Genomic DNA, 16,851 nt, shown 5'->3' on the forward strand with positions numbered 1-16,851 from the left:
GGCGAACCCCTATATCGGATATGTCAGGTTCGCCTGACTATGATCGTAGAGGCAGAGTGGAATAGGCGTTTAGGACGCGGGTTCGATTCCCGCCGCCTCCACCACAAGCACACCGGCCGTCCAGGTACCGCAGGACGGGGTTTGGGCGACTGGCCTTTCGTTGAGGTCGGGCCGCTGCCCCGGTGTGTTTGTGAGGGGGGCGACATGGGTTCGACTGGGCGCAATAAAGGCTAGGTTGCGATTAGGCTGAGCTACGGCCTTGATAGTGCAAATTCATAAATGCCAACGACAACGTTGACATGGGTGCGGTGCGCCTCGCGGCGTAACCATCCGGGGCTCGGGATAGCCTAGCAACAGAAACGGCACCTTCGGGTGCCGTTCCCATTTTCAGACCCTTGACCTTCCCAGCTCGCGCTGCCCCCATAACAGAGAGACGAAGAACAAATGTTGGAGATTCAGGTCGGCGGCTACATCCGCGTTTCCAAGGGAACCACGGTCTTCCCGACTGGCGACGGCGTCGAGGCACCAGCCACGCGCGATCAGGTCGTGAAGGTCACCGATATCTTCGACGTCGACGTGAAGAGCGACAACTTCTATCTGCTTCTGCCGGACGAGATGCGGTTGCGGTACTTTGAGGCCAGCGGTGGCAAACGTCCCATCGACCAGGATATTCTCGAGTTCACGGATCGCCTGACGAGTGGCGACTATCGAGCCGTGATGTGGTCAGGCAAATGGGCATTGATCGCTAACGTTCAGCCTGTGGAGGCTCCCGCCCGTGCGAAGGCGCCAAAGACGGTCGAGAAGCCGGCGAAGAAGCCCCTCACCAAGCAACAGCAGATGGTGATCGGGTCGGTCTGGCGCTTCGTCCAGGACGCGGAGCTTCGCTATAAGGTTCGCAACCCTGCATACGCTGCCATGCGCTCTGACCTCGACAGAGGTCTCCACGAGTTGTCCCAACATGCTCGGAACCAGACCTTGGACACGAAGCTGAACGATCTTGGTATTATGGATCACATCGATGAGCCCTGGGGGCAGGTGACCGCCGGCGAAACCTTCACGGTTCGTGGCAAGTTGACCTCCGGCTTTGGAGGCGGGCCGGATGTGCCGATGCTGTTCCGGGGCGAGAAGTTTACGTTGCCTTATGCCAGCCTTGAGCCCTTCGTCGAGTTGGTGACTGAACGATAAGGCCAGCGCGAGCTCGGGCAGCCTATCGCCCCGGCGGGTGACATCATGAATCCGGCGAGACGATGATCGCCGGACTTCGGAACTAAGCTGCCTGAGGCCAGGAGGACCTTCTCTCAGCCTCAAGAAGCTGCTCTGCCTGGCGCGTGAAATCGCGGGCGGAAAGACCTGGAGGAATCGGATCGAGGTAAGAGATCGAAATTGACCCCGCTCGCTTGTACGAGCGGCTGGGTCCCCATAAGTGGCCGGAATTTAGCGCAACGGGCAGAACCGGTCGCCCCAGCTTTGCATAGAGGAACTCCACCCCACGCTTGAACTCGATGGGCTCGGAAGCCGGCCTTCGGGTCCCCTCGGGGAAGATCAGCACGGAACGGCCTTGGGCGAGTGCCGCCTGGCTTTCCTCCACCATCTTTCGGATCGCTTTCGAGCCGCTCTCCCGGTCAATCAGGATCATCGGTGACTTGCGCAGGAACCATGAGAAGACAGGGATCGTCAGCAGTTCCTGCTTGGCGACAATGGCCACATCCGGAAACAGGACCAGGAACGCGAGAGTCTCCCACGTGGACTGGTGATTAGCAAACAATCAAGCAGGGTTCGTTAAGGATGTTGTGTTGACCCCGCTCGGTATAGGTCGATCCAACGAGCCACCTCAAGCTGAAGAGGATACCGCGGGCCCACAACCGCAACCCCAGCCGGACACCAGGCTCTGGGGAACCACACAGCCAAAGGATCGCCAGGACGGGCACGAACAGCCCTGTCCAGACGGCGAGCAGAAGATCGAACAGAATCGAGCGGATACGCGGCACGGTCGATGACCTTAGAATGAATCAGTGGTCCGCGGCTGCGGATGCCGGCACGCCAGGTCCACCGTCAGCGGGGCGGATCTGAGACTCGCCTGCGGCGCGCTCCGTCCCGCTCGCCGTATTCTTGATCCTGTAGCTGAATTCGCCATTGCTCTCGGGCATCAGACGAATGACTTCATAGATGCCGCTCGTGCGCTCAGCAAAGTGCGTGCCAGCGGCATGCACCAACTGACCGACGGAATACTTGTGAACCATGAAAGCCTCCTTCTCAATTGAGGGACATCGACCGGGGGGTCGTGTGGGCTACGATTGGCATGACCTGCTCAACCTCAGCATCGCGCCGCTCGTCTATAATCTCGGCCATAACGATCGTATCGTCCGCGCTCATCGTACTGGCTGGGTAGATCAGGTACTCGCTGTTGCTCTCGACGACGACAGCATCGCGATCGAACCGCAGCACGCAGTTGGTCTGACGCATGAGCCATTCCGGCACACGATCACCGGCCTCGAACGTCCATGTCTTCTCTGGCATCAAAAACCTTTCGTCCGGCTGTAAGGTTTCAGCCGATCTACGCCGTTTAGCGGCGTCGAAATTGCGGACGGCGTTGAGCTCCCGGACGGGGAGCGCCAGCTCCGGCATCCTTGTGGCGAAAGATCAGCCGGCCCTTGTCGAGATCGTAAGGCGACATCTCGACGGTCACACGGTCGCCGGCGAGCGTCTTGATGCGGTTCTTCTTCATCTTGCCCGCTGTATAGGCGACGATCTCGTGTCCGCTCTCAAGCTTCACCCGGTAGCGGGCATCCGGCAAAATCTCCACGACTTCGCCCTCGAAGGTGATCAGTTCCTCTTTTGCCATTCGATAATCCTTTTCTGTAAACTAGAGGCCGTCCCCGAAGGTCGGCTTTGCGAGGCGGCGGACAGGAATGTCATGCCGCCGTTCACTGGCGCAAGCACACGTGAACGGAGGGTGCGAGAGCACGAACTCACATTCGGTTGGTTGATGTTTGGGAAGAGTGCCTGAACGTGCGCCCGGCGGGGCACCAGGGCAAAATGGACTGAATGTCCGGCCAAAATCGATAGAATCTATCTAGTGCCGACTTACGGCGAATACAAGGCACACTGCCGTAAAGGAGATTGTCGCCCTTGCGATGGTTTTGATCTTGCCAAAGACCAAGTCGTCGTCCATCTTGAGCCAATCAACCGACGTGTTCGGCCTGCTCTCCCTTGCTTGCGATCGAGCGCCGAGCCCGCTTTCCGTTCCAATCGATTGCTACTCTCAAGTCTGCCCAAGCGGACTTACACGTCGTTGCTTTGCATTCGACAATCTCAAACACGAAAGGCTGCTCGGAACATGATCCGATCAGCGACAGGAATTCCATGTCTACTTCAACACAACCCCAGCTTCCCAAGCACAAGCCGCAGCCGTCGAAAGACACCCTGCGGATCAAGGAAGCCGCCAAATCACAACCGTCTGGCCTCTCACGCGAGGAGATCCGCCACATCATCGAGATGATCGGCTGACTTCCAGGTTCGTCTCTGATGACTGAGATCCCAAGTGGCGCAGGAGTCTCCGTGCGCCACTTGCAAAGCCTGAGCTCGAGACGAGCCTCTACCTCAGAACAGGCTAAACCTTCGACTCTGCCGTCGGAGTAGGGGATCCGGCGCCGGGAGCAGTCATGGGTCGACGCGGTCCAGCAAAACGGGGTTTGGGTTTAGGAGCAGCGATCAGCCCCTCCCGGATGGCCTGCTTACGGGCCAGTTTGCGGCTGCGCCGCACAGCTTCCGCCTTCTCGCGCGTTTTGCGCTCAGAGGGCTTCTCGTAAGATTTCCGCGTTTTCATTTCGCGGAAGATCCCTTCGCGCTGCATCTTCTTCTTAAGCACCCTGAGTGCCTGATCGACATTGTTGTCGCGTACCAAGACCTGCAATGGATATCCTCTCTGCTCGTTGCGTTCGGGCCGTCCCAGCATGTGGCTGCTCGACGATAAGCGATAAGTTCAGGAGACACTACGTGCTGCGAATTTTGCTCTCGCGGACGGCTCTTTCGATCGAACATGCTTTGATCCGGTACGAAACCTCGCCTGTCTGATCGGCCGGCATCAGCCACACGACTTCGTAAACACCCGCGGAGGTCGTCTGGGCGTCAGAAAACCCGGGCTGATTCAGCCCGGCCAGTTGTCGGACTTTGAACTTGTGAGCCATCGGTCAATCTCCTCGTTCCTGAGTGAATTGGACGCGATCATCAGGATGTGACTTGAAAAGGGGTCACTACTTCCGAGCTTTGCGGGCTGCGTAGCGGGCATCGCGGGCGGCCTTGCGCTCGGCCTCCAGCTTGACCTCGTTCGCGGCCTTCTCGGCGGCTGCGCGTTTCTCCTGCTCGGCTTGCTCGGCAGCAAGCGCCTCCCGCTCCGCGGCAAGGCGGGCCTCGTCGGTCGCGCGCTGAGCGTTCTCGGCACGGCGCTGGGCTTCCCGCTCGGCGAGGCGAACATCCCGCGCGGCACTCACAGCGGCACGGGCGGCACGGCGTTCTGCAACCGCTGGGTCATCAGAGCCGGGCCGCTGACGAAACTTGGCGGCCATGGCTTGCTTTGCGTCCCTGGCGGCGCTCAGCCGTTCGCTAAAATTTTTCTGTTTCATTCCACTCATCGATCTCAATTCGTCCCATCGGCTAACCGGCGTCACCTATCGGACACGCCGGATGCTGGTGATGGTACCTTCCGGCAGGGAGCCTTGCTCCTGCTGGGCTTGGGCAATCACGCCGATAGCCCAGGTATCGTTCGCCTTGGCTGGATCATCGATCCACAGATAGGCCGTGCGACCGTCGTCATAGTTCACCATGAACATGACCGATTTTGCAGGAGGGGCTTTTCGAAACGTGTACATCGCTTCCTCACTCGTTGGACCATCGAATGATGGAGGTTCGCAAAGAAAAAGCCGCCCCACCCGGGAGCGGCTTCGGAGAGGCGCTTATGATGTGCGCCCGATTAACCTTAGGCCTTCTGGATGTTGTTGACGGCGATCTTGCCGCTGCGGCGGTCCTCAGCGGTGTCGAAGAAGACCTTCTGACCCTCGACGAGGTTGCGCATGCCGGCGCGCTCGAGCGCGGTGGCGTGGACGAAGACGTCCTTGCTGCCGTCGTCCGGCTGGATGAAGCCGAAGCCCTTCATGTCGTTGTAGAATTTCACGGTGCCCATGATCATGGGGATAACCTTTCGCGGTTGATGCAGATGCACGTGAGCGAAGGCACACGGAAGTGCGGCCTCAGCTCGGTTCGTCGATGGTTTGGAGAGAGTCCGAACGTGCGCCTGGCATTGCCAACAGCGAAACGGCCCGATTGTCCGGCCAAAGTCGATAATAGAGATATAGGGGCTAATCAGATTATTGCAAGAGGCCGCTTGGGAATGGTGAAAGAATGTGACTTCCTGGCAAGATTTACTTCCACAGCTCACTAAGAAAAATCCTGATGAGAGTTCGAAATCGGATGATCTCACCAGGAATGATTATGATCACGATTGGAAGTTCCTGCGCGGAAGTCGGTTCACGCTAAGTGGGTGAACGCGTGATCTTCTTGATCGGAATGTGGGGCCAGCCGGCCTTCTCGGCAATGGCGTTGTCCTGCTCCTCGATCGCCCTACGGGCCGGTTCATCGCCGTCAAGCCCGCCCAGAAGAGAGCGTGGAACCCGGCGGTTGGAACTACGGGAGCCATCCTCATACAGAACGTCGAAGAGGGCATAACCGCTCTCAACGGGCTTAGACTTCTTGCGGGCCAATGTTCGTGTTCCTTTCCTTGGCTCGACGCACCAGGCGGTGTAGCGTGCAAAAAAGCAGAGGCCGCCTTAGCTGAGACGGCCTCTGTTGCAAAATGGGGGATCAGAGGGCTTGATCAGGCCGTCTTCAGGTTCGATGCCGACTCCTTGCCGGTGCGGCGGTCGGACTCGATCTCGTAGGAGACCTTCTGCCCTTCAGCGAGACCACGCAGGCCCGCGCGCTCAAGTGCGGACACATGAACGAAGACGTCCTTGCCGCCAGCATCAGGCTGGATGAAGCCATAGCCCTTTGTTTCATTGTACCACTTAACTGTGCCGGTTGGCATGATGAGGTCCTTTCCCTGTTCATGATCAGGTGAGGCCAAGATGCATCAGCGCCTTGGCTCGATGAGTATCGATGCTTGGGGAGGTCGTCCGTGCGGATGCTCGGTCAGCGCAGCAGCTCAGTCGTCGGCCAATGTCGATGCTGGAACGATAGGCTGGCATGATGCCCGTTACAAGGCTCTGCTTCAGGGACTGATAGACGCGAGGGCAGGATCGGGCGGCCCCCTCCGCTCCTGTCGACCCTCAAGCTCTTCAGGGCCGGGCACCGAGCCACTTGCAAAGGGCCGCGGCCTCGATTTGAGCGCGATCTGCCCCGACCCTGTGCCGCTCGGGCCAAAGCCCCGAGACAGAGCTGTCCCGATCCCGCTCCATCACCGCGCCGATCAATGCTCCCGCGCCTGCACCAAGTAAGCCGGGATGGTGGTCTCTCCGAGAGCCTTGCAGGCTTCCAGCCGATGCAGGCCCTCGACCAGGACAAACCGTTGGCCGTCAGGCCGCACGAGAATTGGCACTTCCTGCCCCTTTTCCATCATGCTCTCTGCCAAGGCCACAACCTTCTGCGGATCCAGGGTTTGCCGCCGCTGTACCGGCACATAGATGTCGTGGATTGCCAATGTCTGCCTCTTCATCATCGCGGCCGCTCCAGCCCCTGTCATGGTCTCTCGAAGCTTATCCGGCACATGGGAGCTTGCCTAGGAACACGCCCGATCACGATGCGTTCGCTATGGCAGGCAGCTTGGCAATAGGCAGGGATGGCGGCGCTGCACCTCCTCAACCGGAGATACATCCCTGAGCAAACTTACAGCGTCGATCGGATTCTTCGTCCTGTTTCTATCCTCTGCATGGGCACAGACTCCGCCTGCGAATTCCAGTGTTCCTCCGGCCAGTGATGCTGGAGCATCCAGCGGGGTACCATGAACTGCGGGTGGATTATCCTACTGGCCGTCATCGTCATTGCGGCCATCTCATCGCTCAGCACAGCGTCACAAAATCCGGTACCCGTGCTGACACCGCTTAGGCAATGTCCTGTAGTGGCCGGGCCTCTGACATCAGTCTCGTGTGGCTCTGTCGGGACATTGCTTGACAGCCTGCGTCTCCACGCAAGACAAATGTCATTATTCTGCGTCGAGCGGAGAAGTTACCATGGATGTGGTGGTGACACTGGCTTCAATCAAATCAGCAGGGACCTGGATGCTGAGCGATCGACTGGGGCGGCCGCTCGGGACAATCACCGAAGCCTCTCCGTCGCTGTTTGTCGTTGATGCACCCCGAGACTCCAGGCTGGCTGGAATGGCGACGGCCAACTTCCCGTCTCTCGATGACGCAATGACAGCCATCGCGCGCCACATGAAGGGCGAGTGTCAGCTGTCCAGTGGTGACGATTAGCGCGACACAAGGGCTTGGGCCGTGAGGAGGTGCTACCATGCTGGCTGCGCGTCAGAGGCGTTGATTGGAGGAGCTGAGGTGATGCTGCATCATCTGCGAGCAAGCGCTCCCGCTTTCGGGCTTATCGCTGGGGTGTCCGCTTCGTCTGGCTTGGCGGCCGAGATGATCGAAGCCATCGGTGCAGAGAGATGCGGAGGGCTGCGGAAGCCCTATGCGATTGAGTTCTTGGCCCCGGAAGATGCCGATGTCCAGGCGAGCACGAAGAGAATGGTCAACGGGCGCGAAGACATCGACAGCGCTCCGCCCGCGCTCTTGCTCGATGGCAAGCTGTGCACAGACGGGCGCTGCGCCTTTCGAGCCGCTAAGGTGTCGTTGTGGGTGACATCAACATGGGCCCACTCACCCTGGGATTGTGAATCAGCAACCAGCTGACCCAAATCTCACTGAATTGTAAAAAAGTGACACTCGCATTGTCACCAGAGGAGAAGCGTTTCGCTCCTCCAAACCCGCAAGGCTGGCTTCGCCTTTAGGCTCATCATTCTTCATGAAAAACCAGATGTTTAGAAAGATCGCAATCAATACGACGACATCCAGCGAGGAAAATCAGAGACTTAGCACGACACAAAGGTTTGTTAGCAGTTGTAAATAATTTACAGCTTTACATCAGACATCTTGTAAAGATTGACACCTGGACCTTAACTTGCCTTCACGGTCCTGAACACGCCCGCTACTTCCTCGTTCAACCTTCACAGAAACGAGGAACATGATCGTGACGTACCAAGATCAGATCACGCAGTCTCAGATGCTGATTGAAGGCCAAAGCACCTGGAACGGCATTGATCCGGAATCAGTCGCCCGCATGCGGTTGCAGAACCGGTTCAGGACCGGCCTCGACATCGCGCGCTACACCGCCACGATCATGCGCGAGGACATGGCGGCTTATGACGCTGACCCCTCGCTTTACACCCAATCCCTGGGCTGCTGGCACGGCTTCATCGGCCAGCAGAAGATGATCTCGATCAAGAAGCATTTTGGCTCGACCCAGCGTCGATATCTTTACCTCTCCGGCTGGATGGTGGCTGCCCTGCGCTCGGAATTCGGCCCACTGCCCGATCAGTCCATGCATGAGAAGACCAGCGTTCCCGCGCTGATCGACGAGCTCTACACCTTCCTGCGACAGGCCGATGCCCGTGAACTCGGGCTTCTGTTCCGTGATCTTGATGCCGCTCGCCAGAGTGGCAACTCGATCAAGGAGCGAGAGATCGTTAGTGCCATCGACAGCTATCAGACCCATGTCGTGCCGATCATCGCCGACATCGATGCGGGCTTCGGCAATGCGGAAGCGACGTATCTGCTCGCCAGGAAGATGATTGAGGCCGGCGCCTGCTGCCTCCAGATCGAGAACCAGGTTTCTGACGAGAAGCAGTGCGGCCACCAGGACGGCAAGGTCACCGTTCCGCACGAGGACTTCCTCGCCAAGATCCGCGCCATCCGCTACGCCTTCCTCGAGCTCGGGGTCGATGATGGCCTGATCGTCGCCCGCACCGACTCGCTGGGTGCAGGCCTGACCAAGCAGATCGCCTTCAGCCGCACGCCCGGCGATATCGGTGATCTCTATAACAGCTTCCTCGATTGTGAGGAGATCACGCCGGAGAACTGCGTCAACGGCGACGTGGTGATCAACCGCAACGGCAAGCTGCTGCGGCCGAAGCGGTTTCCGAGCAACCTGTTCCAGTTTCGCCCTGGCACCGGCCAGGACCGCTGCGTGCTCGACTGCATCACCGCGCTGCAGAACGGTGCCGACCTGCTGTGGATCGAGACCGAGAAGCCGCATGTCGAGCAGATCGCCAGCATGGTCGACCGCATCCGCGAGGTCATCCCGAACGCGAAGCTTGTCTATAACAACTCCCCGTCCTTCAACTGGACCACCAACTTCCGTCAGCAGGTCTTTGACACCTGGGAAAAGGCCGGCAAGGACATGTCGCAGTACGACCGTGCCAAGCTGATGAGCGTGGACTACGACGGCACTGAACTCGCGAAGGAAGCTGACGAGCGTATCCGGACGTTCCAGGCCGACGGTGCGAAGCGGGCTGGCATCTTTCACCACCTGATCACCCTGCCGACCTATCACACGGCGGCGCTGTCCACGGACAACTTGGCCAAGGAGTACTTCGGCAGCGAAGGCATGCTCGGCTACGTGCGCAACGTCCAGCGCCAGGAAATCCGCCAGGGCATCGCCTGTGTCAAGCACCAGAACATGGCCGGCTCTGACATGGGTGACGACCACAAGGAGTACTTTGCAGGTGAGGCTGCCCTCAAGGCGGGTGGTGCTCACAACACCATGAACCAGTTCGGCTAGACTTGTGCCGCGGGCCGAGCTGCGATCTGTACCGCCGCCCGTCGATTGCAACTCGAGCCTGCGGTTTGCCGCACTCTAACCACAGAGGCTGCAGGTCATTCGGTAGAAGAGATGCTGCAGTCTGCCATTTACTTTAACAGGAGTGAAGCACATGACGATCTCTGAAAAGCCACACCTCAAAAGCCGGTTCGAAGACGCTGCCAACTCAATGTCTCCTGATCAAGAGGGCGCCATCCGGATCCTTGCCAATGAACTCCATCGCGTGAACGAAGCGGTGATGAACTGCGTCAACCATGGCCTATCCATCGAACTGCAGAGGGTCAAACGCTGTCATTCTGAAGCGGGTTATTGGGGCGATATGATCGTGCCAGTGATCGTCAAGCAAAGTGGAAAACAGAGTTAGGTCGATTGAAGAGCGGGTCAGCGGCAGGCGACGTTCCTGCCGCGCCTCCGAAGAGATCCAACAGGTTCGCCCAGAAGGTAAAGCAATGTGGGCCGATCCGGAGGAGAGTACCGTGGCCCGCTATTACTTCGATGTCATGAACGAGAGGAAAATCGCGCGGGATGACGAGGGCTCTGGGTATAACAGCCTCGACGCTGCGGTACAGGGAGCGGCACGCTCGGCCGCCGAGATTGGAACAGACTGGCTGGCAAAGAGTGATACTAGCCATGTTGTCATAGAGGTGAGAGACGAGCAGAACTAGCGGGTCTGCACCGTGACCGCATCGATGACGATCGACTGGCATGACCCATCGCCTCAGACGTATCATCCCTGGAGCGCGTAATCTGTAGACGTCCGCGCCTGTCTAACCGAATCCGGGAACGGTTAGCCCGGCTTTCTCGAAGGCAATCAGGAACATCAACACATCTGACGATCAACACCCAGTATCATCGTCCCGGCCTCGGGGGATTGGCTCATGCTTGTGCTGGCGCAACGTGTTCCTAGGCAAGCCAGCCTGCTGGAGATAAGCTTCAGCTGACGTGACACCGTGCAGGAGCAGTTGGGATGGTAATGAAGAAGCAGACCCTCGCGATTGACGATGTCTATGTGCCTGTGAAGCGCCGACAAACCCTGGACCTGAAGAAGGTTGAGGCTTTGGCCGAGAGCATGATGGAAAAGGGGCAGGAAGCTCCCATTCTCGTGCGTCCTGACGGGCAGCGGTTTGTTTTGATCGAGGGTTTGCATCGGCTGGAGGCGTGCAAGGCTCTCGGAGAGACCACCGTTCCAGCCTACTTTGTGCAGGCTCGTCGGCACTGAGCCGCGGCGATGCGAGTTGATCCCGCATGCCCATTGGAAGTGGAGAACTGTCCAATCCCGCCGCAATTTGCCTCCTCCTCCTGGTAAAACAAACGTCGGAAAGGCTATCACTCCATGACGAACAGTCCGGGCACGCAGGCTCCGTTGATGAGGCACAGGCAGGAAGACTGGGACGAGGCATGCGAGGCCTACCTGCTCAAACATGCTCCCGGCTTGAACGATCACTAGGCGGTGCAGCAGAGGGCCTTCCTCCAGATCGAGGAGGACGCGCGCTTGCGCCATCCAGACCCAACGCCGGACGACATCGCCGCTGCGCAAGCCGCGGAGGCTGCTCTCCCGTCCAGGAAGAGAACGGAGCTTCAACTGCGTCGCAGCTTCGTGCCTCTGGCGGCTCACCTTCCAAGCGAGGTCAAGCGCAGCCGGAAGCGCTTCATTCAGCGGCATCAGCGCGCCTGGAACCGCGCCAACCCTGCACCCCTGACACGGGAACTCGAGCGCACCCTCACGGCAGAGTTCAGGAGAACTTATGGCCAGTGAGAGCCCAAAGGGCAGGGGCTCATTGATGTTCCATATCTGGGCGTAGTTACTACAGCGGCTCGTCCCAGATTGATCAATGAGCGGAGAGTGTGTCCAGCGGGATCACCTGGACGGCTCGCCCAAAGCCATCCACGATCTCCAGGCGCCATCCCCGCCACTCGTCGGAACTTGTGGGCATCTGGGCACGAAGCTCTTCGACGGCTTCCAAGGCGGAGACCACTGCCGCCTGGATGCTGGACGCCACGATGCCTTCTTCATCAGGAATCCGGTCATCGCCATCCGTGAGGTTGAAGTAGTAGCGGGCTGGAACTGACTGAGCCGGCGAGGCCTCGTGCCAGGAACCCGCTGACGGGATGCTGGCGCCAAGACCCTCAGTCGACATCGGCTTGCCTTTGATGATGGTTGCCACGTTCTGGCCCGTCTTACTGGATTGTTGGGTATGAGACAGTGTCGAGTTCCACCCAGCCGGTACAGGTCGGGAGTGTGGGAACGAGGTAAGCGCGGCTTCCTTCCACGCTCTCAATCCGGCACGGGTAGGTTCTCCGGTCTCCCGGAGGTCGGTACAGGACGAGACGGCCAGCGGCGAGACGATCGGACAAAGAGTCTTCAGAGATGACGATTGCGCCTGTATCGAGCGGCTCACCGGCATCTGGTGCAGGAGCGCCGTTTTGCTTGGCCGCCCGAACGCGTTCGAGGGCGGCAATGGCGAGACGGGCTCGGTCGCGGTACCGGTTCATGACGAGTTTCAGGGGACCCTGCTCATTCCCCGCATGCCATGACAGGCCGCCTGCTCTTGCAAGCTCGGCCGCAACAGCCTCAACTTCATCCTCTGCCATGTGCCCCCGGCGCAATGAACCATTGTCGTTAAGCCTTAGCGGTTGCTTTCGGTTCCACACGACAAAAGGAGCATTCCGCGGCAGACCTGCCCCAGCGACCATTTCGCCCAAAGCTGCTAGCGGCACTTGGACTGCAACGCTACTCAACCTTCATTGGTATATCGTTATGAACTCTCCCGATGAACGGGGCCTCGGTTTTGGGGCCGGCGACAGCCAACAGCCTATTGACGGCGGTGGAGCGGCAGCTGTGGTCGGTAGGGGTACTATCAGGTTGGCCAGAGATCGGGTCTGTGGCAGGGTCTCGGGCATGAGCACGACCCCCAATCCGTACCGTGGCTTTCGTTTCCCGGCCGAAATTATCAACCAGGCGGTCTGGTTGTATCACTGCTTCAGCCTGAGCCTGCGGGAAGTCGAATTGATCCTGGCCGCTCGGGGCATCGAGGTCAGCTACGAGACCATCCGTGAATGGGGCCTACGCTTCGGGCGGGCTTATGCCAAGTCCCTGAAGCGGCGCCGACCGCAACCCGGCGACAAATGGTTTCTGGACGAGGTGTTCGTTCGCATCAGGGGCAAACTGCACTATCTCTGGCGAGCGGTTGATCAGCACGGCAACGTGCTCGACGTGCTGGTTCAGAGTCGCCGCAACACAAAGGCGGCCAAGCGCTTCTTCCGCAAGCTGCTGCAGGGCTTGTGCTCCGTGCCACGGGTACTCGTGACCGATAAACTCGGATCCTATGGTGCCGCCAAGCGCGAGATCCTGCCGGGCGTGGAACATCGGCAGAGTCGGTATCTCAACAATCGCTGCGAGGTCTCACACCAGCCCACCCGACGGCGGGAACGCCACATGAGGCAGTTCAAATCAGCCCGGCAGGCCCAGCAATTTCTCTCTGCTCACACTCCGATCCACAATCACTTCCAACTCTGCCGTCATTATCTGTCTGCCAGTGAGTACCGCGTTGCTCGCGACCGCGCTTTCGATTCCTGGCGCGATGCGACTGGTACTGCCCTCGTAGGCTGATCTGGGCTGACTTGAGGGCTGCACTTGCGGCAGCTGGGCCGATCAGGCGTTAAGTTGACAGTACCCAAGCGAGATCGTCCAAAAGGAAGAGTCTCAAGCGCCGACCGAAGCAGCTCCCGCTCCGCGCATTCTGCCGAGCATCGTCGAGCCTGTTTGGAACAGCCCAGAGCCTGTTGAGCCTGTCGGCCGCCGGCGTTCTTTACACAAAGACAATCAGGAGCAGATGGAACTCGATTGGCCCGCAGCCTCATCGGAGGCCCCAGCAGGGCCACACTTGACTGTCCCGATGGCTGCTGACGCTGCGGCGCAGACCGACATGGCTGATGCTGCAGCGGGTACAGCGCCCATCGATGAGGTCCCCCCCGCGCTGGGTGAACGCTCAAAGAAGGAGCGGAAGCCTCGGAAGAGGAAGCCCAGAGCCGTTGAACGTGTGATGCAGCCTGAGTCAGCATCACAACCGGAGCGGGTGCCAGCGCCAGTGATCCTTGAGGCTTCAATGCCGCTTTCAGCGGCAGCGATCCAGCGCAGGCGGACCAAGCGACTGGCCGAAGCTGTGCAACTTCCGCGATCTGAGCGTTGGAAGCGACGCCTCCATCCAGCGTCTCGATAAGGTGAGCAGAAGCCGGGGCTTTGATGGGGCAGGGGTGCTCCTGACAGGATCCGCATCCGCACCAGATGGCCAAGCCATGTTCTTAGTGCAGCCCCTTCATGAGGCATGCTGCATTGCAAAGAAGCGTGATGCCGTCGATATCAGCAGTGGCTGAATTCAACGCGGCACCGCCTACTTCCTCCCGGCGCTGCCGTCTCAGCCGTTCCCTCTGGAAGGTTCTGACTTTTGTCGGACCTCTACTTTGGCCGGGCCTCGAGCCCGGCTTTTTTGTGCCGGTGGTCCAAGGCCAGTGCAGCGCTTTTAGCGAAAAGCAGATGGCCAATCATTCCGACTTTAGTTGGGCGAGCCGCTGACGCATGCTGCTCGTGGGATCACAACAGGGGAACGGACCCGATGGCACAGTTTTCATCTCTAAGTCGGACGTTCTGCCTTGCCAAACCCGCTTTGGCAAACTCCAACGTGCTCGTTGGCTGACCCACCTGTCGCGACAGTGGCAGTGTCAACAAAGGCGAGTCGGCTGAGAGGGTAAGGGCTCTCAACCAGGGCCAGCTCCAAGCATTGGGAGCTATGGAGATTGTGCGAGCTGATAGGCAACGTGCCCGTTAGGGGCATGTTGGAACGGCCAAGCTTAACAATTCGTTCACAGCCACTCCAAGTGGTCCGAACAATAAAAGCTCAGGAGAGATGCTGAGCGAAGTGCTTGTTCATCTCGAACATGCTGACCTTGCTCTTGCCGCCGAATACAGCCTGAAGTTTCTCATCCGCAAGGATTTCCCGCTTGTTTTCGGGGTTCTGCAAATTGTTGGACTTGATGTAATCCCACACTTTGCTCACCACTTCCGTGCGGGGCAATGGCGAGGACCCGACCACCGCCGCGAGTTCATTCGAGGGTTGCAACGGCTTCATCAGCGCCGGATTTGGCTTCTTATCTGTCATTTCGATACTCCTTTGTTGTGCTGGTCCGCCATACTCGACGGGCGACGTGGCGCGACCATGATGAGCGAGAGCCTATCAGACTCTCAATTCAAGCATCTGAGAGGACGAGCGCAATCGATGCATGCTTTGGAATAGTTATGGGGCTGACCATGATGAGTGATGCAAAACTGATCGTCATCGGCTCCGGCGTTTGCTGTGTGGTTTCGCCATCATCAGACGCATCGCTTCTTCAGCGCGAGCCCTCGCTTGCGCATCATGACTGAGGTTGCGCACCGCCGAGGGCTCATCTTGCTGCTGCAGGCCCTTCTTGCGTGCCCGCCATTGCTTCGCCTGGGCCGCAGTGGCTGCCGCTTGAGCCAACTTTTCAGGCCTATCAAGTTGAGGCGTGCTGGCCTGACTAGTATCCTCAGTCTCGTCTTTCCCTTGCATGGCTGGATTCGTCATATCGCCAATACTTTGTAGCGCAATTGGTGTCGTCTTCGGGTCTTTTCACCTAGGGCTCACCAGCCGGAAGGCAATCGATTTTTGCTCACTGCTACCAGATGACACGCTAAAAGATGGATCGGCCGCGGCTTGCAACGGTGTGGGCAAGCTACCGAACCCCCAGATGAACCCGTGTTGTCCAGGGCTCCGATTGACTGTTAAACCGTCACTGTCGGGATATGAGGCGAAAGGAGGCATCCAGTGGCGCTCACAACCAAGCACATCGAGGGCGATCTCCTCATGCTCCGGATCATGTTCCCGGATGGCATGACGGTGACGGTGGCAACCGGCAGAAACGGCAAGAGCGTCAGCGTGGCACCCAATGACAGTGAGCTCGCCGAGAGGCTGTCGTCTATCTTCCAATGGAGCACCGACAGAGTCGGTGAACCGGACTATCCGTTCACCAGCCTCAACCAGGTCATCTACGGGATGGAGACGCTGGCCCGGTCCGCGATGAGCATCGAACAGTTCATTGAAGGGCTGCGGGAAGTGCTGGAGGTGTCCGATAGACACCCTATGCCCGAGGTCGGCGTTAGAGCTCCATCGCTCACCGTCGTCGACCTGAGCCCGAGCGGGAACGGGTGGATTGTTGATGCCCGCTTCCTGCGTGGGGAGCGCTTCAAGCTAGCTATCAACAAGGCCAGCATCGGCTGGGCCGCAGATCCTCCGGAGCCCATGCGCGATAAAGAGGTCATGAAGATCCTCTCAGGAGTGAAGGGTGCCCGGGTCTCGTCGGATGAAGACCTTGCGCTGCTCGTCATGGAGGTGGCGCACTATTCATCCGACATCGCTGGATGGCTCCAAGGTATGCACTCCGCCATCTCTGAGGAGTCGAGGTCCTAGAGGATGCCATGTGCCCTGATCGTGCGAGGAAGGCTGTTCACTTCTCCTCACCCGATTGCTCCCAAGGATCAGTCGCAGCAGCGTCATGAGGCCGTCATCGAGCCACTTTAGATGAGCCCTGTGGCCACTTGGCCCGAGGGTCAAGGACAGGCACGGATGCACTGCCATCCTTGACCCTCACCCAATTCATCAGTCGCCGCGGCACTCGGTTCAGGGCTCAGTCGCCTTGCCGTGCCACGTGAGCGATGTCGTGTCTGGCGACGCCGATGTCGGACAACTCACGGTCAGACAGGGCCATCAACTGTCGGGCCGTTTCACGCGCACGCAGCCAGCGGCGGAGGCCTGAAAGAACAACTGACAAAAACATGACGCAACCTCAACGATGAGCCAGCCCACGCGCGAAGGCGCCACGCACGGGCAGCGAGGAAAATGACCACCCAAAGAGCGGCGGCTGAGTTCAGGGAGGATATCCACCATCGGGAGGCCGTGGCGGAGGAGGGGTCATCTA

The 16,851-nt window shown here is 59.0% G+C and carries 27 protein-coding genes and 1 other RNA gene; 12 read left to right on the top strand and 16 right to left on the bottom strand.

Going from position 1 to position 16,851, the window contains the following annotated elements; all coding sequences use genetic code 11:
• Nucleotides 1–4: 4 nt before the first annotated feature.
• Together ssrA and DDF70_RS26460 are read left to right on the top strand one after the other, a co-directional pair.
• Nucleotides 5–368, top strand: a transfer-messenger RNA (tmRNA) gene (gene ssrA, locus DDF70_RS26455).
• A 76-nt stretch (nucleotides 369–444) separates the two neighbouring features.
• Nucleotides 445–1,185, top strand: a complete 741-nt coding sequence (locus tag DDF70_RS26460) for a hypothetical protein (protein ID WP_114947742.1) — start codon at nucleotides 445–447, stop codon at nucleotides 1,183–1,185.
• Between the two features lie 82 nt (nucleotides 1,186–1,267).
• On the opposite strand, the gene DDF70_RS26465 is transcribed toward DDF70_RS26460, so the two are convergent.
• The 4 genes from DDF70_RS26465 to infA form a co-directional block, all read right to left on the bottom strand.
• Nucleotides 1,268–1,765 (bottom strand): lysophospholipid acyltransferase family protein, encoded by a 498-nt coding sequence (locus tag DDF70_RS26465; protein ID WP_245435658.1) that lies wholly within the window; start codon nucleotides 1,763–1,765, stop codon nucleotides 1,268–1,270.
• Nucleotides 1,766–2,009: 244 nt separating this feature from the next.
• Nucleotides 2,010–2,240 (bottom strand): hypothetical protein, encoded by a 231-nt coding sequence (locus DDF70_RS26470; RefSeq protein ID WP_114947743.1) that lies wholly within the window; start codon nucleotides 2,238–2,240, stop codon nucleotides 2,010–2,012.
• 13 nt (nucleotides 2,241–2,253) lie between these two features.
• On the bottom strand, nucleotides 2,254–2,517 hold the full coding sequence (locus DDF70_RS26475; protein ID WP_114947744.1) for a hypothetical protein: 264 nt from the start codon (nucleotides 2,515–2,517) through the stop codon (nucleotides 2,254–2,256).
• A gap of 46 nt (nucleotides 2,518–2,563) precedes the next feature.
• On the bottom strand, nucleotides 2,564–2,842 hold the full coding sequence (infA, locus tag DDF70_RS26480) for a translation initiation factor IF-1 (protein ID WP_114947745.1): 279 nt from the start codon (nucleotides 2,840–2,842) through the stop codon (nucleotides 2,564–2,566).
• 521 nt (nucleotides 2,843–3,363) lie between these two features.
• Here infA and DDF70_RS36965 point away from each other — a divergent pair.
• Nucleotides 3,364–3,507 (top strand): hypothetical protein, encoded by a 144-nt coding sequence (locus DDF70_RS36965; protein WP_162820682.1) that lies wholly within the window; start codon nucleotides 3,364–3,366, stop codon nucleotides 3,505–3,507.
• Nucleotides 3,508–3,610: 103 nt separating this feature from the next.
• Here the strand turns inward: DDF70_RS36965 and rpsU are convergent, their stop codons facing one another.
• The 8 genes from rpsU to DDF70_RS26520 all read right to left on the bottom strand — a co-directional run bounded on the left by rpsU (nucleotide 3,611) and on the right by DDF70_RS26520 (nucleotide 6,709).
• Complete coding sequence (gene rpsU, locus DDF70_RS26490) at nucleotides 3,611–3,913, bottom strand: 30S ribosomal protein S21 (protein WP_114947768.1); 303 nt, start codon at nucleotides 3,911–3,913, stop codon at nucleotides 3,611–3,613.
• A 79-nt stretch (nucleotides 3,914–3,992) separates the two neighbouring features.
• Nucleotides 3,993–4,187 (bottom strand): hypothetical protein, encoded by a 195-nt coding sequence (locus DDF70_RS26495; protein WP_114947747.1) that lies wholly within the window; start codon nucleotides 4,185–4,187, stop codon nucleotides 3,993–3,995.
• 66 nt (nucleotides 4,188–4,253) lie between these two features.
• A complete protein-coding gene (locus tag DDF70_RS26500) occupies nucleotides 4,254–4,631 on the bottom strand; it encodes a DUF6481 family protein (protein ID WP_114947748.1) in 378 nt (125 codons plus the stop codon).
• A gap of 36 nt (nucleotides 4,632–4,667) precedes the next feature.
• The gene (locus DDF70_RS36970) at nucleotides 4,668–4,868 is read right to left on the bottom strand and encodes a hypothetical protein (RefSeq protein ID WP_162820683.1); all 201 of its coding nucleotides are present in this window, start codon (nucleotides 4,866–4,868) and stop codon (nucleotides 4,668–4,670) included.
• 107 nt (nucleotides 4,869–4,975) lie between these two features.
• Nucleotides 4,976–5,185, bottom strand: coding sequence for a cold-shock protein (locus DDF70_RS26505; protein ID WP_114947749.1), 210 nt, complete (start codon nucleotides 5,183–5,185; stop codon nucleotides 4,976–4,978).
• 343 nt (nucleotides 5,186–5,528) lie between these two features.
• Nucleotides 5,529–5,756, bottom strand: coding sequence for a hypothetical protein (locus tag DDF70_RS26510; protein WP_114947750.1), 228 nt, complete (start codon nucleotides 5,754–5,756; stop codon nucleotides 5,529–5,531).
• Between the two features lie 113 nt (nucleotides 5,757–5,869).
• On the bottom strand, nucleotides 5,870–6,079 hold the full coding sequence (locus DDF70_RS26515; RefSeq protein ID WP_114947769.1) for a cold-shock protein: 210 nt from the start codon (nucleotides 6,077–6,079) through the stop codon (nucleotides 5,870–5,872).
• A 381-nt stretch (nucleotides 6,080–6,460) separates the two neighbouring features.
• A complete protein-coding gene (locus DDF70_RS26520) occupies nucleotides 6,461–6,709 on the bottom strand; it encodes a ParB N-terminal domain-containing protein (RefSeq protein ID WP_114947770.1) in 249 nt (82 codons plus the stop codon).
• Between the two features lie 511 nt (nucleotides 6,710–7,220).
• On the opposite strand from DDF70_RS26520, the gene DDF70_RS26525 reads away from it, so the two are divergent.
• From DDF70_RS26525 to DDF70_RS26555, 7 genes are all read left to right on the top strand, one after another.
• On the top strand, nucleotides 7,221–7,463 hold the full coding sequence (locus DDF70_RS26525; protein ID WP_114947751.1) for a hypothetical protein: 243 nt from the start codon (nucleotides 7,221–7,223) through the stop codon (nucleotides 7,461–7,463).
• Nucleotides 7,464–7,544: 81 nt separating this feature from the next.
• A complete protein-coding gene (locus DDF70_RS26530) occupies nucleotides 7,545–7,895 on the top strand; it encodes a hypothetical protein (RefSeq protein WP_114947752.1) in 351 nt (116 codons plus the stop codon).
• A gap of 331 nt (nucleotides 7,896–8,226) precedes the next feature.
• Nucleotides 8,227–9,822 carry an isocitrate lyase gene (locus DDF70_RS26535; RefSeq protein ID WP_170316124.1) on the top strand — a complete coding sequence of 532 codons (1,596 nt, stop codon included), beginning with the start codon at nucleotides 8,227–8,229 and terminating at the stop codon, nucleotides 9,820–9,822.
• A 151-nt stretch (nucleotides 9,823–9,973) separates the two neighbouring features.
• Nucleotides 9,974–10,225, top strand: coding sequence for an SMc00767 family acetate metabolism repressor (locus DDF70_RS26540; protein WP_114947753.1), 252 nt, complete (start codon nucleotides 9,974–9,976; stop codon nucleotides 10,223–10,225).
• Nucleotides 10,226–10,337: 112 nt separating this feature from the next.
• On the top strand, nucleotides 10,338–10,526 hold the full coding sequence (locus DDF70_RS26545) for a DUF6894 family protein (protein ID WP_162820684.1): 189 nt from the start codon (nucleotides 10,338–10,340) through the stop codon (nucleotides 10,524–10,526).
• Between the two features lie 302 nt (nucleotides 10,527–10,828).
• On the top strand, nucleotides 10,829–11,080 hold the full coding sequence (locus tag DDF70_RS26550) for a ParB N-terminal domain-containing protein (protein WP_114947755.1): 252 nt from the start codon (nucleotides 10,829–10,831) through the stop codon (nucleotides 11,078–11,080).
• Between the two features lie 231 nt (nucleotides 11,081–11,311).
• Nucleotides 11,312–11,617 (top strand): hypothetical protein, encoded by a 306-nt coding sequence (locus tag DDF70_RS26555; protein ID WP_245435659.1) that lies wholly within the window; start codon nucleotides 11,312–11,314, stop codon nucleotides 11,615–11,617.
• A 73-nt stretch (nucleotides 11,618–11,690) separates the two neighbouring features.
• Here DDF70_RS26555 and DDF70_RS26560 read toward each other — a convergent pair whose 3' ends face one another.
• Together DDF70_RS26560 and DDF70_RS36975 are read right to left on the bottom strand one after the other, a co-directional pair.
• Nucleotides 11,691–12,026 (bottom strand): DUF6894 family protein, encoded by a 336-nt coding sequence (locus DDF70_RS26560; protein WP_114947756.1) that lies wholly within the window; start codon nucleotides 12,024–12,026, stop codon nucleotides 11,691–11,693.
• Nucleotides 12,027–12,039: 13 nt separating this feature from the next.
• Nucleotides 12,040–12,453, bottom strand: a complete 414-nt coding sequence (locus DDF70_RS36975) for a hypothetical protein (protein ID WP_162820685.1) — start codon at nucleotides 12,451–12,453, stop codon at nucleotides 12,040–12,042.
• Between the two features lie 307 nt (nucleotides 12,454–12,760).
• Here DDF70_RS36975 and DDF70_RS26565 point away from each other — a divergent pair, with 307 nt between their 5' ends.
• Nucleotides 12,761–13,471, top strand: coding sequence for an IS6 family transposase (locus DDF70_RS26565; protein WP_114947757.1), 711 nt, complete (start codon nucleotides 12,761–12,763; stop codon nucleotides 13,469–13,471).
• A gap of 1,285 nt (nucleotides 13,472–14,756) precedes the next feature.
• On the opposite strand, the gene DDF70_RS26570 is transcribed toward DDF70_RS26565, so the two are convergent.
• Nucleotides 14,757–15,017, bottom strand: coding sequence for an SWIB/MDM2 domain-containing protein (locus DDF70_RS26570; RefSeq protein ID WP_114947758.1), 261 nt, complete (start codon nucleotides 15,015–15,017; stop codon nucleotides 14,757–14,759).
• Between the two features lie 723 nt (nucleotides 15,018–15,740).
• Here DDF70_RS26570 and DDF70_RS26580 point away from each other — a divergent pair.
• On the top strand, nucleotides 15,741–16,343 hold the full coding sequence (locus DDF70_RS26580) for a hypothetical protein (RefSeq protein WP_162820686.1): 603 nt from the start codon (nucleotides 15,741–15,743) through the stop codon (nucleotides 16,341–16,343).
• A gap of 217 nt (nucleotides 16,344–16,560) precedes the next feature.
• Here the strand turns inward: DDF70_RS26580 and DDF70_RS26585 are convergent, their stop codons facing one another.
• Complete coding sequence (locus DDF70_RS26585; protein WP_114947761.1) at nucleotides 16,561–16,710, bottom strand: DUF1127 domain-containing protein; 150 nt, start codon at nucleotides 16,708–16,710, stop codon at nucleotides 16,561–16,563.
• Nucleotides 16,711–16,851: the final 141 nt, after the last annotated feature.

Origin of the sequence: Microvirga calopogonii, from assembly GCF_003347665.1 — a bacterium.
Classification (GTDB): Bacteria; Pseudomonadota; Alphaproteobacteria; order Rhizobiales; family Beijerinckiaceae; genus Microvirga; species Microvirga calopogonii.

Excerpts from the sequence above, each read along its gene's own strand:
- DDF70_RS26580 (WP_162820686.1), top strand. The coding sequence starts at position 15,741 with ATGCTCCGGATCATGTTCCCGGATGGCATGACGGTGACGGTGGCAACC.
- DDF70_RS26525 (WP_114947751.1), top strand. The coding sequence starts at position 7,221 with ATGGATGTGGTGGTGACACTGGCTTCAATCAAATCAGCAGGGACCTGG.
- DDF70_RS26570 (WP_114947758.1), bottom strand. The coding sequence starts at position 15,017 with ATGACAGATAAGAAGCCAAATCCGGCGCTGATGAAGCCGTTGCAACCC.
- DDF70_RS26495 (WP_114947747.1), bottom strand. The coding sequence starts at position 4,187 with ATGGCTCACAAGTTCAAAGTCCGACAACTGGCCGGGCTGAATCAGCCC.
- DDF70_RS36965 (WP_162820682.1), top strand. The coding sequence starts at position 3,364 with ATGTCTACTTCAACACAACCCCAGCTTCCCAAGCACAAGCCGCAGCCG.
- DDF70_RS36970 (WP_162820683.1), bottom strand. The coding sequence starts at position 4,868 with ATGTACACGTTTCGAAAAGCCCCTCCTGCAAAATCGGTCATGTTCATG.
- DDF70_RS26585 (WP_114947761.1), bottom strand. The coding sequence starts at position 16,710 with ATGTTTTTGTCAGTTGTTCTTTCAGGCCTCCGCCGCTGGCTGCGTGCG.
- infA (WP_114947745.1), bottom strand. The coding sequence starts at position 2,842 with ATGGCAAAAGAGGAACTGATCACCTTCGAGGGCGAAGTCGTGGAGATT.
- DDF70_RS26505 (WP_114947749.1), bottom strand. The coding sequence starts at position 5,185 with ATGATCATGGGCACCGTGAAATTCTACAACGACATGAAGGGCTTCGGC.
- DDF70_RS26460 (WP_114947742.1), top strand. The coding sequence starts at position 445 with ATGTTGGAGATTCAGGTCGGCGGCTACATCCGCGTTTCCAAGGGAACC.
- DDF70_RS26530 (WP_114947752.1), top strand. The coding sequence starts at position 7,545 with ATGCTGCATCATCTGCGAGCAAGCGCTCCCGCTTTCGGGCTTATCGCT.
- DDF70_RS26535 (WP_170316124.1), top strand. The coding sequence starts at position 8,227 with ATGATCGTGACGTACCAAGATCAGATCACGCAGTCTCAGATGCTGATT.
- DDF70_RS26550 (WP_114947755.1), top strand. The coding sequence starts at position 10,829 with ATGGTAATGAAGAAGCAGACCCTCGCGATTGACGATGTCTATGTGCCT.
- DDF70_RS36975 (WP_162820685.1), bottom strand. The coding sequence starts at position 12,453 with ATGGCAGAGGATGAAGTTGAGGCTGTTGCGGCCGAGCTTGCAAGAGCA.
- DDF70_RS26565 (WP_114947757.1), top strand. The coding sequence starts at position 12,761 with ATGAGCACGACCCCCAATCCGTACCGTGGCTTTCGTTTCCCGGCCGAA.
- DDF70_RS26515 (WP_114947769.1), bottom strand. The coding sequence starts at position 6,079 with ATGCCAACCGGCACAGTTAAGTGGTACAATGAAACAAAGGGCTATGGC.
- DDF70_RS26500 (WP_114947748.1), bottom strand. The coding sequence starts at position 4,631 with ATGAGTGGAATGAAACAGAAAAATTTTAGCGAACGGCTGAGCGCCGCC.
- DDF70_RS26475 (WP_114947744.1), bottom strand. The coding sequence starts at position 2,517 with ATGCCAGAGAAGACATGGACGTTCGAGGCCGGTGATCGTGTGCCGGAA.
- DDF70_RS26470 (WP_114947743.1), bottom strand. The coding sequence starts at position 2,240 with ATGGTTCACAAGTATTCCGTCGGTCAGTTGGTGCATGCCGCTGGCACG.
- DDF70_RS26520 (WP_114947770.1), bottom strand. The coding sequence starts at position 6,709 with ATGATGAAGAGGCAGACATTGGCAATCCACGACATCTATGTGCCGGTA.
- DDF70_RS26540 (WP_114947753.1), top strand. The coding sequence starts at position 9,974 with ATGACGATCTCTGAAAAGCCACACCTCAAAAGCCGGTTCGAAGACGCT.